Genomic DNA, 15,709 nt, shown 5'->3' with positions numbered 1-15,709 from the left:
AAAGGCGTAACGGCGGGACCCCCGTGCGTAGTAGGGGCTACTCGTCCACGTCCTCCTCGCGGCGGATCATCCGCCACGCCGCCCGGCGCGCGCTGCGGTCCAGGTTGGACTTGAAGCCCTTGTCCGGCCCGAAGTACTGACGTCCCATACCGGCGATCGTGTCGATGTGGTCGGCCATCTTGTCGGCGAAGACCTTGTCGAAGACCTTGCCGAAATTGTCCTCGTCGTTGACGACAGCCGCCGCCCGGACCTTCGCGTCGGCCTTGGCCTCGTTGAAGGGCCGGATGAGGTCCTGCTCGGTGAAGTCCGTGCCGAACTTGGCGTTGAACTTGTCGATCAGCTCGGACAGCAGCGACTTCTCCGCCTCGGCCGCACTACCGGAGCCCTCACCGAAACCCTTGAGTTCTGCCGGGCCTTCGGACGTGAGGGAGACGTCGGCCTCACCGGTCTTCTCCACGCGCAGATAGCTGAGATCGATCTCCCCTATGTCGACGCCACCGTCCGCCCGGCGCGGGAGCCGGTTGAGGAGGTAGCGGCCGTAGAGGTGGAGACGCTCCAGCTCGGGGTCGCGGTAGGGCACGATCTGTGCGAGGAAGCCGTACTTGCGTACATAGTCGTTGAGGTCCGAGCGGAAGTCCTCGGCGGTCTCCACGTCGTCCTCGTCATCGCTCTCCACGAGCGGGGTGAAGCGGGCCACGGCGGGGGAGAGCAGCCGGTACAGCTCGGCGTGCAGCTTCTCCCACTTGGCCTGCGAACCTGCCGCCTTCTCCTTTGCCGCGAAGTATGCGGCGGCGAACTCGTCCATCTCCGCCTCGGAGATGATGGGCGCCGACATCACGCGGCTCTGCGCGGTGTAGAGCAGGTTGGGGTCGGAGGGGAGGGTCATCGCCTCCTCGAAGTACGGGCGGAACGCGTCCTGGATGTCCTCGGCTTCGTTGACGAAGTCCAGGACCGCCAGATCGGCCTGGGACTTGCGGTCGGCGGTGCGGTTGAGACGGGAGAGCGTCTGTACCGCGGAGATGCCGGTCAGCTTCTTGTTGACGTACATGGTCGTCAGCAGTGGCTGGTCGAAGCCGGTCTGGTACTTCTCGGCGACCACCAGGATCTTGAACTCCTGCTGGCCCCGCCCACCCGCGTTGGCGGCCTTGTCGTCGGCACGGGTGTACGCGAACGCCTTGGGCAGCGCGCTCTCGGTGATCCCGCCGTTCTCCTTGGGTTCGGTGGTCTCCTCGTCGTCGATGGTGAGCGAACCGGAGAACGCGACCAGGACACCCAGGTCCGGGTGCTTGGTGTCGTACTCCCGGTCCTTGATGTAACTCTTGATCGCCCGCGCCATCTGTACGGCGGACTGCCGGGAAGCGGTCACCACCATGGACTTGGCGCGCCCGCCGAGCCGGCCGCGGGTGTGCGTGAGGAAGTGTTCGACGACCACCTGGGCGTGCTGGGAGACGGTGTGCTCGTGGGTGAGTGCGAACCGGGCGAGCAGGCCGTTCGCCTTTGAGGGGTCGACCTCCTTCTCGTCCGGGTTCTGATTCACCAGCTTCCAGTACGTGTTGTACGTGACGTAGTTGCGCAGCGGGTCGAGGATGAAGCCTTCCTCGATGGCCTGGCGCATGGAGTACGTGTGGAAGGGGCGGTAGACGGCTTTGCCGTCCACCGTGTGTTCTGTGCCGAAGAGTTCGAGGGTCTTGGCCTTCGGGGTGGCGGTGAAGGCGAAGTAGGAGAGGTTCGCGGCCCGGGAGCGCTCCACCGCCTTCTTCTTCAGCTTCTCGTAGACCGTGGCCGCGCTCGCGCCCTGCTCCTCCGTGTCCGCGTCCAGACCGAGGTCGCGCAACGCGGCCTTGACGGCGGTGGAGGCGTCGCCGGACTGAGAGGAGTGCGCCTCGTCGATGACGATGGCGAAGTTGATGCCGTCGATCTCCGTCGGGTTGCGCTCGATGTAATCGATGAGCGCGGGGAACGAGTGCAGCGTGACCGTCACGATCTTGCCTGTGTCCCGGGACAGCGCGCGGGCGAGCTGCTCGCTCTTTGCTCCGTGCTTCTCGTCGACCTTCACGACCAGTCCCTCGGTCTGCGAGAAGCTGCCGACCGTTTCCCGGAGCTGGGCGTCCAGGTTGCGGCGGTCGGTGATGACGATGACCTTGTCGAAGACGGGTGACCCCGGCTTGACTCGGCTGGCCGCCAGGGCCTCCGTGTCGAGGGTGCGTGGGTCGGTGTCGGCGTGCAGGTCGCTCAGGCGGTGAGCCAGCCAGCCGATGGTGTTCGACTTACCGGAACCGGCGGAGGCCATGATGAGGTAGTTCTGGCCCACGCCGTGAGTGGCGGCGTGGGTGGTCAGCCTCTTGACGACGTCCCACTGGTGGAAGCGCGGGAAGATCGTCGACTTGGTGGTGCCGCCGCCGGGCGTCTTGGTCTTCGCCTGGTGCACGAATCGCTGGAGCAGATCGAGCCAGTTGTCCCGTGCCCAGACCTGCTCCCACAGGTAGGAGGTGGCGTAGGCGCCGTACGCGGTCGGGTCGGGGTTGCCCGCTCCGCCGGGCAGGCCGGCGCCGTTGGAGCCGGTGTTGAAGGGGAGGAAGCGCGTGTTCTTGCCGCGGAGCTGGGTTGCTACGAAGACGAGATCCGGATCGACGGCAAAGTTGGCGATCACGCGGCGGGTGAAGATCAGCTCGGTGGGGTCGCGGTCGGTGCGGTACTGCTCCTTGGCGTGCTCCACGCCCTGCCGGGTGAGCGGGTTCTTCAACTCGGCGGTGGCGATGGGGATTCCGTTGAGGAACAGGGTGAGGTCGAGCCGGTTGTCCCAGTCGGCCTGCTTGGTGGCGTAACGGAGTTCGCGTACGACGGTGAGGCGGTTGGCACGGTAGCCGTCGAGCACGGAGTCGTCGGCGACGAGATTCGGCTTGAAGTAGGCCACGTGGAGGCGGACGCCCCGGTCCTTGACGCCGTTGCGGAGGACGGTGAGCAGGCCGTCATCGCTGATGGCCTTGTCGAGGCGCCGGGCGAAGCCGCGCTGGGCCTCGTTGACGTCGTTGCCGTAGACGGCGAGGAGTTCGTGCCACTCGTCGCCCTGGGTCTCGCCGAGGAAGGTGAACAGCTCGTTGGTGTCCAGGCCGAGGTCGGCCTGGTAGTCCTCGGGCTGGGCTTCGCGCCAGCCGCGCTCGGTCATCGCGGCGACTATGGCCTTGCCGAAGGCGGATTCGTCGTGGATGGGACTCATGCCTGTACTCCGTCCGTTACGTTGCGCCCGCTGGCGGTAGAGACGTCGAACTGGCCGGTTACGGCGGCGGTGATGAGGGCTTGGCGGCGTTCGGAAAGGAGGGTGATCTGACGGTCGACCAAGGAGCGCAAGGCGTCAAGTTGCTCTCGGCTCCGTGCAATACGGTCCACGAATTCCTCTTGCGCCGCTCTCTTTACCGCTGGTACAGGCCATCCCTTGACCTCCTCGAACCTGATGTTAGCCATGGATTGAGATGCTCCGTTGGATCCGGCAGCGCTCAAAGATCTAATGCGGCTTCCTCGTGCGATAGTGGCGACGAATTCAGGCATCATGCCTTCGGATAGCCGAACCCGGAAGATTTTGTCGGGAAGGAGGAGCTTACTGCGGACTTTGGGGACGACCGCCGTTGAGCCGACCAACTGCGGTGTGTTCGCTCGGGTGATGAGGAGATCACCCTCGCGTACTTCGCTGCTGCGCTCAGGTTGAAGGTCATCTGGGAGGCGCTTGTTTTCTCCTGGGTTGAACACCCCAGGTCGCAGGCAGCTGACCTTGAGAACTCCCCACTCTTCGTCAGATGCAGGCACCGCCTCGCATTGGGGGCTCACGCCCTGATCAACGCGCCATACAAAGCGACGGAGGGGCGCAGTAGCTGATCGCGAAATTAGCTCATCGATCGCAATGTCGAGTTGTGCGGCCTCCCGCTCATTGAGTTTGTCAACTACTCTCTTTTGCAGATCAACAAGTCGATCAATGCGGGCGGTCTCGGCGTCGAGGAAGTCGGCGATGCGAAGCTGCTCGTCGAGGGATGGCAGCCAGATCGGCAAGTTGCCAATCTCGGATGCATTGATCGCGGGATAGCTCACACCCGTTGACCTGGCCACTACCTCATCAATGAATGGTTGCGAGCGGCAGTAATACCCGAGGAAGCGACTACACACCTCGGGCTCGGCGTCCAAGATCGCGAATCCCGTCGAAAAGACCAGAGGATATTCATGGTCAGGAGCCACGGCTACGGCCCGTAGATAGGTCCTTACTGTTGATACGAGGACAGAGTTAGGGAGTGCCGTACGTCGCGCTCGGGAAGGCGCGGAAGAGAAAACCGTATCGCTATCCGGGACGGACACGTTCCCGAGTCCATCCACTGAGCTGATGTCGATGTATCGAAATCGGAAGTCTGGGTCAGTGGTCTCCGGGAGTACGTGCCGGTTGATACGCGCTACATCTTTGATTCGAAACGAGGTCATTCCGTTACCTCGCCTAGCAGCGCCTGGATTTCCGCCTCAAGTTCCTTCAGCTCCGCGTCGATGTCAGTCAGAGGCCGCGGCGGTTCGTACACATAGAAGTGCCGCGTGAACGGAATCTCGTATCCAATCTTGGTTTTCGTGTGGTCGATCCACGCTTCCGGTACGTGTGGGTGCACCTCCCGCTTCAGGTACTCCTCGACGGCCTCGCCCAGCGGCACATTCTCGTAGTCCCGCAGCTCTGAATCCGGCTCCGACTGGCCCTTGATCTTCTGGACCTCGCCCTCCGGATCTCGTACGCCAACCGAGTCCCGCAACGCCTTGTTGAACGGCGCGCCAGTCGGCCACGTCGTGCCGGCCGCAACCGCCGCATCCTTCAGCGCAACCCACGCCTCTGACTTCGTTGCCCAGGACCGGACGTTCGTCGACTCGAAGGCGTCAAGAAGGACCGAAGCGTTCGGCAACTTCTGGAACACCTTGGACGCCTCCAGCGCCCCCAGCGTCTCCTCCGTCAGTTCGAACCGCAGCTTCAACGGGCGCTCGACCGTGATGCGCTGGTAGCCGAACGCCGAGTTGTCGAAGACCTTCACCTTGCTGTGCAATGGATGCTCGGCGTCCGCCGCAGCTGCCACCGCGTCCCCATACAGGCGCGTGATGTCGGCGATGTGGTTCGGCTTGCCATTCTCGCCGTCGCCCAGCTCCTTGCGCTTGTCGCCCAGCGACTTGCGCATCTTCACCCACTGGTCGCGCGCGTCCAGCAGCACGACCTTGCCCTTGTGCTGGGCGTCCTTGCGGTTGGTCAGGATCCAGAAGTACGTAGAGATCCCCGTGTTGTAGAAGAGCTGGTCCGGCAGCGCGACGATCGCTTCCAGCCAGTCGTTCTCCAGGATCCAGCGGCGGATTTCCGACTCGCCCGACCCCGCCGCGCCCGTGAAGAGCGGGGAGCCGTTGAAGACAATGGCGATACGCGAGCCGCCCCCGCCGTTCACGTCCACCGGCTTCATCATCGAGATCATGTGCTGAAGGAAGAGCAGCGAACCATCGTTGATGCGCGGCAGACCGGCACCGAAGCGGCCGGCGTCGCCCAGATTCCGGTGCTCGTACTCGACCTCCTCCTTGACCTTCTTCCACTCCACACCGAACGGCGGATTGGCCAGCAGGTAGTCGAACTTCTCGCCCCGCTTCTGCCCGGGATCGGAGAAGGAGTTGCCGAACGCGATGTTCTCCGGATACTGCCCCTTGATCATCAGGTCCGACCGGCAGATCGCCCACGACTCCGGGTTGAGCTCCTGCCCGTACACCTCCACCGTGGCGTCCGGGTTCAACGCCCTGATGTGCTCCTCGGCCGCGCTGAGCATTCCGCCCGTGCCGCAGGCCGGGTCCATGACCGTGCGCACCACGCCCGGCACGCTGAGCGCGTCGCCGTCCGGGGCGATCAGCAGGTTGACCATCAGCTTGATGACTTCGCGCGGGGTGAAGTGCTCACCCGCGGTCTCGTTCGACTGCTCCGCGAAGCGGCGGATCAGTTCCTCGAAGATGTAGCCCATGTTGTGGTTGGGCACGATCTCGGGGCGCAGGTCCAGGTCGGTGAACTTGCCGACGACCTTGTAGAGCAGGCCCGCCGCGTCGAGCTTCTTGATCTGCTGGGCGAACTCGAACTTGTCCAGGACGTCGGTGGCGTTCTCGGAGAAGGAGCCGACATACACCGTCAGGTTCTTCGCCATGTTCTGCGGGTCGGCAGCGATCTTCTTCAGCGTCAGCGCGCTCTTGTTGTAGAACGAGTGGCCCGATGCCCGGCGCAGGAAGTGATCCCCGTCGATCTCCTGGTCCTCGTAGATGGCGGCCGTCTCGGCGACCTTCTGCCTCGTCGGCTCCAGGACACACTCCAGGCGGCGCAGCACCGTGAACGGAAGGATGACCTTTCCGTAGTCGGACTGCTTGTAGTCACCGCGCAGAAGGTCGGCGACGGACCAGGCATGGTTCGCCAGCTCCGTGTGCTTGCTGCTGTTCAAGGGATTCCCCGGTTTCCTTTCGGACCCCCGCCCTGCCGGAGCGGGTTCTGGCAATTGTGGTCGTTACGTGAAGGTCATGGAGTGCGTTCAGGCCGATCCGCGGGAGGCGTCACCCGGCGGCGGACGGCGGGACAAGTCCGCCACCTGTCAGCCCTCCCGCCAGCAGTCTCGCCGTCTCCTCGGCCACCTCCGTGGCGCGCCGCGCCTCCGCCCTCAGTTCGTGTACGCGGCGGAACGCCTCGCCGTAGCGCCGCTGTTCCTCCAGCGGCAGGAGCGGTACGCGCAGTCGCCCCGGGCTGACGTGCAGGACGGTGCTGCCGGTCGACGCGCCGGCGATGTTCTCCTCCGCGCCCATGAACCCGGCGAGGAACCACGGGTCGAGCCGTGCAGGATCGGGCCGGAAGAGGTGTACCTGTGGGCCGAGCAATGCCCCTTCGTCCGCCGCGTCCGCGACGCGGGCCATGGGGCCGCTGGCGCCCGCGACGGCCCGTACGAGCACGTCGCCCGTCGCTACCACCGGCGCCGAGTCGGAGCGCAGACCGCTCGGGTCGCCGGACGGGCCGGTGCCGCGGGCGATGTCCATACCCGTGAGTACGGCGACGGCCGGCACCGGGGCGTCGGGCCCCCGCGTGTCCGGTGCCGTACGCAGCAGGGTGAGTGCGCCACCCCGGGCGAGGTCCGACGCGGTCGCCGTACGCCACTCACGGGCCGCAGGTCCGGCCGCGCGCCAATCCACGTAACCTGCCGCCTTGCCAAGGGATTTGGCGCTTGCGACCAGTCGGCGGCGTGCGTCGTCCGTTTCCCGTGCCAGCTCGGCCGGTTCGATGTCGGTCCGTGAGACGCGTACATGCCGGGCGGGGGAGAGGTCGACGACGTCGTCGAGGAGGTCGATGACGGGGACAGCGCGTGCGGTACCGGGCTCGTCGGTGAAGGCCTCCGGGGCATCCATGAAGGCCGCCCAGTGGGTGAGGGCGGTGTCCGTCAGGGCGGTCCAGTTCAGCGACGCCCCGACGGATCGAGGGCCTGAGCGCGGCCCGCCGCTGCGGGTACCGCCTGCGGCCGTCCCCGAGGCATGGGCACTCTCACTGCCCCCGATGACCGCTGCCTCCGCCGTGTCGACGAACAGCACCGACTTCCGCTCGAGACCGTCCGGTTCGGGGCGTTGCAGCACCCAGATCTGCAGTCCCACATGCCAGGGCGTCGCCGCCCCGGGCGGCAGTGCCATGACGGCCCGTACGGCTCCGCTGCGTACCATGTTCATCCGTACGCGGCGGCCCGAGGCCCGGGAGGCGGTGGCCGGCGGAAGGATCAGCACGGCCCAGCCGCCCGGCACGAGGTGCGCGAGTGCGTGCTGGACCCAGGCCAGTTCGGACTCGGCGCGCGGCGGCACACCGTAGGCCCAGCGCGGGTCGTAGGCCAGCTCGTCGTGACCCCAGTCGCGGTCGCCGTAGGGCGGGTTGCACACGACGGCGTCGGCGGTGAGCTGCCCGAAGGCGTCGGAGCGGAGGCTGTCGCCGGTGCGGACCGTGACCGTCGCGTCCGGGGCGGCAAGGAGCAGGCTCACCGCGCTGCGCTGGGTCTGCACGGGGACGCTGTCCTGGCCGTACAACTCGGTTGTGCCCTGCCGGGCCGCAGCCGCGAGCAGGGTGCCGCTGCCGCACGCGGGGTCGAGGACCCGGTCGATCCCTCCGGGAATCAGTCTGGTGACCAGGTCCGCGAGGGGCTCCGGGGTCTGATAGGTGCCACTGGCGGCACTGTCCTCCAGCTCTCGTTCTGCCAGGACTTCCAAGGTGGCCCTGCCGCTCTCGGTCCGTACAGAGAGGAGCAGTGCCCTCAAGGCTGCGGTGTCACGCGTCGAGAAGTGGACGGTCTCAGCTGCAGGGACGCTGTCCGCAAGGCTCGTTTCCGCGCTCTCCGCCCAGGCGATGAGGTCGGTGTCCGGCAGCACGGCCAGCGCGGCCAGCTCGTCCGGTGTGCGGCGGGCGGCGGCGAGCATCAGGGACAGCAGCTTTGTCGCGACTCCGCTGCCCTGTGGGTGCAGCCGCAACGTGGTGCGCAGCTCCTCCAGAGGGCTGACCGCTGCGGCGTGGCCGCGTGCGCGCAGCCACGCCCGGACTTCCAGCAGGTCGTACAGGGGGCTGCTCTCGTTGCCTCCCGCGGGGGCCGGGAAGTCGTCATGCCGACGGCGCCAGTTGCTGACGGTGGCGCGCGTGACTCCCGCGATGCGTGAGATCTCGGCGGCTGTCACCTGGGCGGATGGCTGAGGCATGGCGGGGGTCCTGGACCTCTCGGTAGCGAACAGCTCACAACATACACCAGTAGTCAGACGTCGAAGATTGTTTGACAGTGCTTTCATGTCTATGTTTACCTGGTGCTGCTTCCGATTGGAGCTATCGCCTATCCCCTGGGGGGGATTGCCATGCTCATCACCATGCCGACTGCGGTCGTCGAGGGAACCCAGCTCACCGTCATGCCGTTCCGTGCCGACGCAGTGATCGGAACCATGTCTGTGCCGACACTCGTCCAGCTCGTACCGTCGCCCCGCCGTGAAGAGGACACGAAGACGCTCAAGGCCGCCTCGGGTGCGGTGCGCCGCCATGCAGAACTGCGGTCGTTGGTGCAGCGGGCCCTGAAATCCACGCAGAAGGGGAAGAACGTCGGCTCTTACGCCGAGTACATCGCCGACGGCGTGAAGGGCGAGCTCGGCGCCGGCTGGTCCACCCCGCCGATCACCTTCTGGCACGCCGGCCCGCTCGCCGCGCTCAGCGACGAGCTGGTGCCGGGCACCGGGCTGCGGACGCTGACCATCACACCCGGTACTTCGGTCGTCGCCATCGACGGCGAGACGCAGACGACTGCCTGGCACGAGTTGTACGACGACCCGGAGCGGTTCGGGCTCACGTACGCCGAACTCGCCCTGGTGCGTGTTCCCTTCGAGCTGTACGTGGATCTGTCCGTGGCCGATGCGCGGCAGATCTTCTACGACCGCAATGTGCAGGGCGTCGTCGTCGCCAAGAACCTGGCCATGTCCATGGACCAGCGGGACTTCGCCACGCGTCTCGCTCACCGTGTCGCCGAGGCCGTCAAGATCGACGTTGACGGAAAGCTCGTACCGTTCACCAAACTCGTCAACGCCAGCAAACGGCAGGTGGGCAAGACCGACCCCGAGGTCATCACCCTGTCCGCGCTCCGCGCCCTCGTGATCACGACGATCTACGGGCGCGGCGGCCTGTCCCGCTCGGCGGAGACCGTCCACGAGGACGAGCTGCCCGCAGGGACGAACGCCGAGCAGGTGGAGCAGAGCATCGTGCCGCTGCTGGTGCGCCTGATCGCGGACCGCAGTGAGCAGTTCGTCTCGCGCAGCGCCGTCACCGCACCGGCCGTACTCGCGGGGCTCGGTATCGCCCTGCACCAGACCACACCGTGGGCCGATTCCGTGAACGCGCTCGGCGATGAGGAACTGCACCACCTCCTCGCCGGTATCAAGTGGGAGCGGGAGGCCCGCTACTGGGACGGTGTGGCAGCGAAGGCGGGCGCGTCGGGGCGCCTCAACTTCAGCGGTGGCGTCAAGGACTCCGGCGGACGGGTCGCGGACGCGATCCTGTACCCGGCCGGCGAGGCAGGGCAGAAGATCCGCGGTCAGTAGGTTGTCCTCGTACGGATCATCGTCAAGACACAGCGCTGCCGGGAATGGAAGCGCATTCGCTGACCGGCCGATCCCTGCCAGACCCCACGCGGCTGCCGCGCTTCAGCGGCAGCCGCGGCGGCGGTGGCGAACCGCCGCGGTTGCCCGACACTCAGGTACGCGGCCGCCGCCCCCGCTCCTGCCTCGGGAAGCTCTGGTCGGCCCCCGGCAGCACCGGCTTCGGCAGCGTGGCCACCTCCTCCTTCGCCTGGGCCAGCTGCTCGGCCGTGTCCTCCGGGAGGTGCGGCGGGCGGTGGTGGGTGTCGGAGAAGCGGAAGGCCGAGGTCAGGTCGCCGAAGGTGCGGCGGCGCCACTGGGTGATGTTGGGCTCCCGCACCCCCGTGAACCGCTCCAGGAACTGGAGCGCCGACGTGTGGTCGAAGCGCTCGCCCGCGACCCAGCCGCCCACCGTCCACGGCGACACGATGATCGCGGGGACCCGGAAGCCGCCGCCGATCGGCAGGCCGTCGACGAACTCGTCCTGGGTGCCCGGTTTCGGGGTGGGCGGAGCCACATGGTCGAACAGGCCGTCGTTCTCGTCGTAGTTGAGGATGAAGGCGGTCTTCGCCCACACCTTCGGATTGGACGCGATGGCCTCGATCTTCTGGGCCACGAAGTCCGCGCCCGCCGCCGGGAGATAGTCCGGGTGCTCGGACTGGTAGCTCGTCGGCATGATCCATGAGACGGCCGGCAGCCGGTCGTTGCGGGCGTCGTCCTCGAAGGTGCCCTCCGGCTGCGGGCGTACGCCGCGCTCGTACAGCTCGTCACCGGGCTTGGCGTCCTTGAACGACTGGAAGTTCTCCAGCATGTTGCAGCCGTAGTCGTCGTCCTGCTGGTAGACCTTCCAGCTGACGCCCGCCGCCTGCAGCCGCTCGGCGTAGGTCGTCCAGCGGTACGGCGTGGGGGCCGTGTTGTTCAGGATCGGGCCGCCCTGGGTGCCGTTCGGGTCGAGGGTGCCCGTCATCCAGTACAGCCGGTTCGGCCAGGTGGGGCCGAACACGGAGCAGAAGTAGTTGTCGCAGATGGTGAAGGTCTCCGCCAGCGCGAACTGGAAGGGGATGTCCTCCCGGGTGTAATACCCCATGACATAGGGGCCGTTGAGCCCGTCGGCCTTGCGGTGCGCGGGCAGCCACTGGTCCATCCGGCCGCCGTTCCACGCCTCGTGCTGCACGGACCAGGCGTGGCTGGTGGACGGGATGGCCTGGGCGCTCGATGTGTGCGTGTCCAGGTGGAACGGGAGCAGATAGCCCTTCGGGTTCACCGTGTCGGGCTGGTAGAAGACGGGCTTGCCGTCGGGCAGCTTCTGCGCGTGCGGGTCGCTGAAGCCGCGTACGCCGGACAGGGTGCCGAAGTAGTGGTCGAACGAGCGGTTCTCCTGCATCAGCATCACGACGTGTTCGATGTCGCGCAGCGAGCCGTGGCGCGGCGGCCCGGCCGCGACCGCCTTCTGCACACTCGGCGGCAGCAGCGAGAGTGCCGCGGCACCGCCGACGGCGCCTGCCGCTGAGCCAAGGAGTCTGCGTCGCGTCAACTCGGCCATGAACATCCCCTTCTCAAGCTCGGACGGGCCCTTTTTCCGGGGCCCTTCCGAACCTTCGCGGGCGGCCGGTGAGGAGGGGAGGAGCGAAACGATGAACAAGTGGCCAATGTGCGGCAAGGGGTTGGCCAAGCCGTGGCCCGGTGTTCGGGTGGGGGCGCGCACACGGGCGGATCCCGCCCGGATGTGGTCCGGGCGGGATCCGTGGGATGCGTCGAGTCCGTTGTGCGGAGGGTGAGTTGACGTTCAGCTGACGGAGGCCGTCGTGGGCGACGTCGCGCCGTTCGCGTCGCGGGCCGGTGCCGCCCGCGGTACGAGATGACGCTCGGCGAGGTGACCGAAGAGCAGCCCGAACGCGGTCCACAGAGTGAGCTGGATCGCGAGCGCGGAGAGCCTGAACTGCCAGAGCAGGGTGGCCGGGAAGTCCTTGGGCACCTCGTTGACGGCGGGCAGGAACGCATAGGCGAGTCCCACCACCACGAGGAAGGCGGCCCCCGCCGAGATGGTCGCGTTCCAGTTGCCCAGCCGGGGCGCGAGCCTTCTGCCGATGATCACCGCGCCGACGGCGAGCAGCACACTGAGAACCATCATCAGGAAGTACAGGGTGGTGCGTTTGCCGATGGTGTCGGGGTCGCCGACGGACGGCGGGTTGGCCGGGTACTTGAGGAACGGGACGACGTACACCGCGATCAGGGCACCGGCCGAGACCAGCACGGCCGTGGCCCGCGGGCCGAAACCGCCGATACGGCCGAGCGCGAAGCAGAACGCGAGAGCGGCGATTCCGCCGACCGCGACGCCGAAGACGAGCACACCTGTGGCCAGACCGGCCGTCGACTGGAGCGAGCGGCTGACCACCTCCACTTCGTGCTCATGGCTGTGCGCGCCCTCGAACGCGATGGCCGCGTCCACCCGCGGCTCACCGAGCAGATAGGCGACGACCAGAGCCAGCACGCCGGCGGCCAGGCCGGACAGCATGCCGCGGACGAGCAGGGCGCGTATGGATATGGAGTTCATGAGAGAGGTCCCCTGGATGTCAGAAGGTCGGTGACAGGGGAATCAGTGGCAGGGGAAGCCGAGCAGATGACGCCCGTCGTGGACCCACTCGTGCACATCGGTGCCCGAGACGACCGAGGTGGCGCCCTGCTCGGCGCCGACGAAGTACAGCAGAATGAGCATCAGGATCCCGAAGAAGACCGCCCAGGGGGCAATGGCCTTGAGGGAGATGGGGGCGATCGCCGGAGTGGCGGGGGCCTCCGGGGTGGGGGCAAGGGTGCTTGCCATGGCAGTACCTCCTGGGGAACACGCGTCCCGATCGTGGTGCCTGAGACGAAGGTGCCGGGTCTGACTTCCCGCAGGGCGGGTTCACAGTGGCGCGACCGTGCCGGAATCTCACCGGACTTCCATCACACCTTCGTCATGTGCACGTGGACCGTACCGCCTGACGGGCAGGCTCCGCTACGGCGCCGTACGGCCGGACGGCCTGCTCCACCCCGCGCGTATCGGCCCCGGCCCGCGTGATCTCCTTGCCCGTACGGCGGAAGACCGGGCGGACGGACAGCGGGACGGGGACAGCGATGACCGTACGAGTGATGTTGATCTCACCTGCTCACAGCGGTGCGCTGCGTGAGGCCCGCTTCGACGATGACGGGCCGCTGGACGAGGCGGGGACCCATAGGGCGGCGCGGGCCGCGGACGCCGTGCCGGGTGCCGACCGGCTGCTGACCGCGCCCGACACCCGCTGCCGGCAGACCGCCGCCGCGCTGGGGCTGCGGGCCGAGCCCGAACCCGCCGTCCGGGCCTGGGACTTGGGGCGCTGGCGGGGCAGCACCCTGGCCGATGTGACCGAGGAGGAGCCGGACGCGGTGGCCGCCTGGCTGGCGGACCCCGCCGCCGCGCCGCACGGCGGTGAGTCCCTGCACGCACTCCGCGAGCGGACCGGCGGCTGGCTCGAAGGGCTGACGGACGGGGGCGGCCGGGTGCTGGCGGTCACCGACCCCGCGGTGGTGCGGGCAGCCGTCCTGTATGCGCTGGCCCTGCCCGCCGATGCGTTCTGGCGGCTGGACGCGGCGCCGCTCACGCTGACCGAGCTGAGCGGCAGGGCCGGACGGTGGAACCTGCGCATCGGACGGCCGCTGGAGCCGTGACCCGGGATGCGCGCCCACGGGCGGTGCGCTCTGCTGGACAGGAGCCCCGGACAGGGCGGAGGGGGCGGCGCGGTGCGCGGAGAATCACATCCGGGGGCCGCCGCTGCGGGAATCTCCGCTGGTCGTGACAGGCTGAAGCCCTTGTACAACATCAACGCTTGTACGACGTCGACGCTCGTACAACATCAATACAGACGTCACCGGCGGCACCCTTTCGTACCGGCGCCCCGGTGACAGAGGCGAAAAGGCAGGGCGGTCATGGGAGAGCTGATTCTCGTACGGCACGGTGAGACCAGCTGGAGCCGCACCGGGAAACACACCAGCTGGACGGATCTGCCGCTGACGGCGACCGGCGAGGAGCAGGCCCGCAAGGTCGCACCGCTGCTGGCCGAGCGGCGTATCGCGCTCACCCTCACCAGCACGCTGACCCGGGCCAGGCGGACCGCCGAGCTGGCCGGGCTCGTCCCCGCCCACGCCGAAGCCGATCTGCACGAGTGGGACTACGGGGCGTACGAGGGCATCACCAGCGCGGAGATCCACCGGGACCGGCCCGACTGGGACCTGTGGACCGACGGAGTGGCCGAGGGCCCGCCCGAGCACCCGGGCGAGACCCCGCAGGAGGTCGGCGAGCGCGCCGACCGGGTCCTGAAGCGCGTCGACGTGGCGCTGCGCGACGCCGACCTCGACGGAGAGGGCGGCGACGTCGTGCTGGTCGGCCACGCCCACTTCCTGCGGGTGCTGACCGCGCGCCGCCTCGGTCTGCCCGCGTCGGCAGGAGCGCTCTTCCGGCTGGACACCGCGTCCGTGAGCCGGATCGGCACCGAACACGGGCGCCCCGCCCTCGCTGTGTGGAACCAGGTGCCCGTCAGCGGGTGACGGGCACCGTCCCGGCCGTCGTCTCGACCTCGAGGAGCGAGGCGCTCTGCCGCTCGGCCTCGAAGGCCGCGTGGCCGCCCCGCAGCCCGAACAGGCGCTTGCCGAGCAGGATGTAGAGCACTGCCAGGATGTTGACCGTCAGGGTGGCGATCTTCAGCCAGCTGACCTTCTCGGTCAGTTCGTAGACCTCGAGCGGCAGGAAGACCGCTGTGGCGACGACGGTCAGATACTCGGCCCAGCGCTTCGCACGCCACAGGCCGACGCCCTCGATGATCTCGATCAGCGCGTAGACGACCAGCAGGACGGCCACCAGCACCAGCGTGGAGTGCTTGTAGCCGAAGGTCTTCTGGATGGTGCCGACGACCGGTGAGTTGTCCAGGTCGTAGTTGAAGTGGCGGAACACCGGCCGCAGCACGTTCAGGTTCTCGTCGAAGAGCCGGCGCACCGCGTCCTGGCTGTTGCTGAACTTCCACACGGCCACCGCCACCAGCACGATGAACACGCCGCGCACCGCGCGCTCCACGGCGAGGAAGCGCAGGATGAAAAGATCGCGCAGCACCTTGCCGCGCGGCACCAGCGGGGCGTCCTGCGCGGGGCCCGTCCCGTGCGGGTCCCCGAGGGCGAAGTCCCCGCAGCGGAGACAGCGCCACGCCTCGCCGAACCCTGTCTCGGCGCGCAGCCGCACCGCCAGTTCCGGTTCCCGCGGTGCGTACGTCACATGTCCGCGCCGTGCGCAGGTGCGCCGGTCCCAGTCGATCTTCATGCTGTCTTCCCCGTGCTGGTCGGTTCTTGCTGTTCGGTTCACGCTGCTTGGTTCTTGCCGGCCGGACCGGTCCAGCGCGGACCGTAGCAGGGCATCGTATGCGCCGGATGACAGGGCACCGACAGAAGCCCGCCCGGCAGGGGTGACGGGGTACGGGGACGAGGGCAGGGGCGGCTCGCAAGATTACTGGCTACGCCCACCGGGCATGCGGACTTCTGCCCACTCGTGAAGAGG

Annotated in this window: 11 protein-coding genes and 1 riboswitch; of the genes, 3 read left to right on the top strand and 8 right to left on the bottom strand. The window is 67.6% G+C overall.

What is annotated here, in order from left to right:
• Positions 1-37 precede the first annotated feature (37 nt).
• The 4 genes from OG510_RS05060 to OG510_RS05045 all read right to left on the bottom strand — a co-directional run bounded on the left by OG510_RS05060 (position 38) and on the right by OG510_RS05045 (position 8,739).
• Positions 38-3,217, bottom strand: a complete 3,180-nt coding sequence (locus OG510_RS05060) for a type I restriction endonuclease subunit R (protein ID WP_406135503.1) — start codon at positions 3,215-3,217, stop codon at positions 38-40.
• Positions 3,214-4,461 (bottom strand): restriction endonuclease subunit S, encoded by a 1,248-nt coding sequence (locus OG510_RS05055; RefSeq protein WP_406135501.1) that lies wholly within the window; start codon positions 4,459-4,461, stop codon positions 3,214-3,216. The genes OG510_RS05060 and OG510_RS05055 overlap by 4 nt, the downstream gene beginning before the upstream one ends.
• Positions 4,458-6,470 carry an N-6 DNA methylase gene (locus tag OG510_RS05050; RefSeq protein WP_406135500.1) on the bottom strand — a complete coding sequence of 671 codons (2,013 nt, stop codon included), beginning with the start codon at positions 6,468-6,470 and terminating at the stop codon, positions 4,458-4,460. The genes OG510_RS05055 and OG510_RS05050 overlap by 4 nt, the downstream gene beginning before the upstream one ends.
• A gap of 109 nt (positions 6,471-6,579) precedes the next feature.
• Positions 6,580-8,739, bottom strand: a complete 2,160-nt coding sequence (locus tag OG510_RS05045; protein ID WP_406135499.1) for an N-6 DNA methylase — start codon at positions 8,737-8,739, stop codon at positions 6,580-6,582.
• Positions 8,740-8,901: 162 nt separating this feature from the next.
• Between OG510_RS05045 and OG510_RS05040 the strand changes: the two genes are divergently transcribed.
• Complete coding sequence (locus OG510_RS05040; protein ID WP_406135498.1) at positions 8,902-10,116, top strand: DNA sulfur modification protein DndB; 1,215 nt, start codon at positions 8,902-8,904, stop codon at positions 10,114-10,116.
• A gap of 151 nt (positions 10,117-10,267) precedes the next feature.
• Here the strand turns inward: OG510_RS05040 and OG510_RS05035 are convergent, their stop codons facing one another.
• The 3 genes from OG510_RS05035 to OG510_RS05025 all read right to left on the bottom strand — a co-directional run bounded on the left by OG510_RS05035 (position 10,268) and on the right by OG510_RS05025 (position 12,973).
• On the bottom strand, positions 10,268-11,695 hold the full coding sequence (locus tag OG510_RS05035) for an alkaline phosphatase family protein (protein ID WP_406135497.1): 1,428 nt from the start codon (positions 11,693-11,695) through the stop codon (positions 10,268-10,270).
• A gap of 243 nt (positions 11,696-11,938) precedes the next feature.
• A complete protein-coding gene (locus OG510_RS05030) occupies positions 11,939-12,706 on the bottom strand; it encodes a CbtA family protein (protein ID WP_406135496.1) in 768 nt (255 codons plus the stop codon).
• A gap of 42 nt (positions 12,707-12,748) precedes the next feature.
• Positions 12,749-12,973: a CbtB-domain containing protein gene (locus OG510_RS05025; RefSeq protein WP_203600847.1), complete on the bottom strand. Its 225-nt coding sequence runs from the start codon at positions 12,971-12,973 to the stop codon at positions 12,749-12,751.
• A gap of 2 nt (positions 12,974-12,975) precedes the next feature.
• Positions 12,976-13,120: riboswitch (adenosylcobalamin (AdoCbl) riboswitch) on the bottom strand.
• 146 nt (positions 13,121-13,266) lie between these two features.
• Between OG510_RS05025 and OG510_RS05020 the strand changes: the two genes are divergently transcribed.
• Complete coding sequence (locus OG510_RS05020; protein ID WP_406135494.1) at positions 13,267-13,836, top strand: histidine phosphatase family protein; 570 nt, start codon at positions 13,267-13,269, stop codon at positions 13,834-13,836.
• A gap of 258 nt (positions 13,837-14,094) precedes the next feature.
• A complete protein-coding gene (locus OG510_RS05015; RefSeq protein ID WP_164266486.1) occupies positions 14,095-14,712 on the top strand; it encodes a histidine phosphatase family protein in 618 nt (205 codons plus the stop codon).
• Here OG510_RS05015 and OG510_RS05010 read toward each other — a convergent pair.
• Positions 14,702-15,475 carry a DUF2127 domain-containing protein gene (locus OG510_RS05010; protein WP_406135493.1) on the bottom strand — a complete coding sequence of 258 codons (774 nt, stop codon included), beginning with the start codon at positions 15,473-15,475 and terminating at the stop codon, positions 14,702-14,704. The two genes, OG510_RS05015 and OG510_RS05010, sit on opposite strands and share 11 nt — an antisense overlap.
• Positions 15,476-15,709 lie beyond the last annotated feature (234 nt).

The sequence above is a fragment of the Streptomyces sp. NBC_01089 genome (assembly GCF_045162975.1).
Classification (GTDB): Bacteria; Actinomycetota; Actinomycetes; order Streptomycetales; family Streptomycetaceae; genus Streptomyces.
Note: the sequence above shows the minus strand (reverse complement) of the source record. Positions and strands in the feature narration are given on the sequence as shown.

Coding starts and splice junctions, on each gene's coding strand:
- OG510_RS05045 (WP_406135499.1), bottom strand. CDS start 8,739: ATGCCTCAGCCATCCGCCCAGGTGACAGCCGCCGAGATCTCACGCATC.
- OG510_RS05055 (WP_406135501.1), bottom strand. CDS start 4,461: ATGACCTCGTTTCGAATCAAAGATGTAGCGCGTATCAACCGGCACGTA.
- OG510_RS05060 (WP_406135503.1), bottom strand. CDS start 3,217: ATGAGTCCCATCCACGACGAATCCGCCTTCGGCAAGGCCATAGTCGCC.
- OG510_RS05035 (WP_406135497.1), bottom strand. CDS start 11,695: ATGGCCGAGTTGACGCGACGCAGACTCCTTGGCTCAGCGGCAGGCGCC.
- OG510_RS05025 (WP_203600847.1), bottom strand. CDS start 12,973: ATGGCAAGCACCCTTGCCCCCACCCCGGAGGCCCCCGCCACTCCGGCG.
- OG510_RS05010 (WP_406135493.1), bottom strand. CDS start 15,475: ATGAAGATCGACTGGGACCGGCGCACCTGCGCACGGCGCGGACATGTG.
- OG510_RS05030 (WP_406135496.1), bottom strand. CDS start 12,706: ATGAACTCCATATCCATACGCGCCCTGCTCGTCCGCGGCATGCTGTCC.
- OG510_RS05020 (WP_406135494.1), top strand. CDS start 13,267: ATGACCGTACGAGTGATGTTGATCTCACCTGCTCACAGCGGTGCGCTG.
- OG510_RS05015 (WP_164266486.1), top strand. CDS start 14,095: ATGGGAGAGCTGATTCTCGTACGGCACGGTGAGACCAGCTGGAGCCGC.
- OG510_RS05040 (WP_406135498.1), top strand. CDS start 8,902: ATGCCGACTGCGGTCGTCGAGGGAACCCAGCTCACCGTCATGCCGTTC.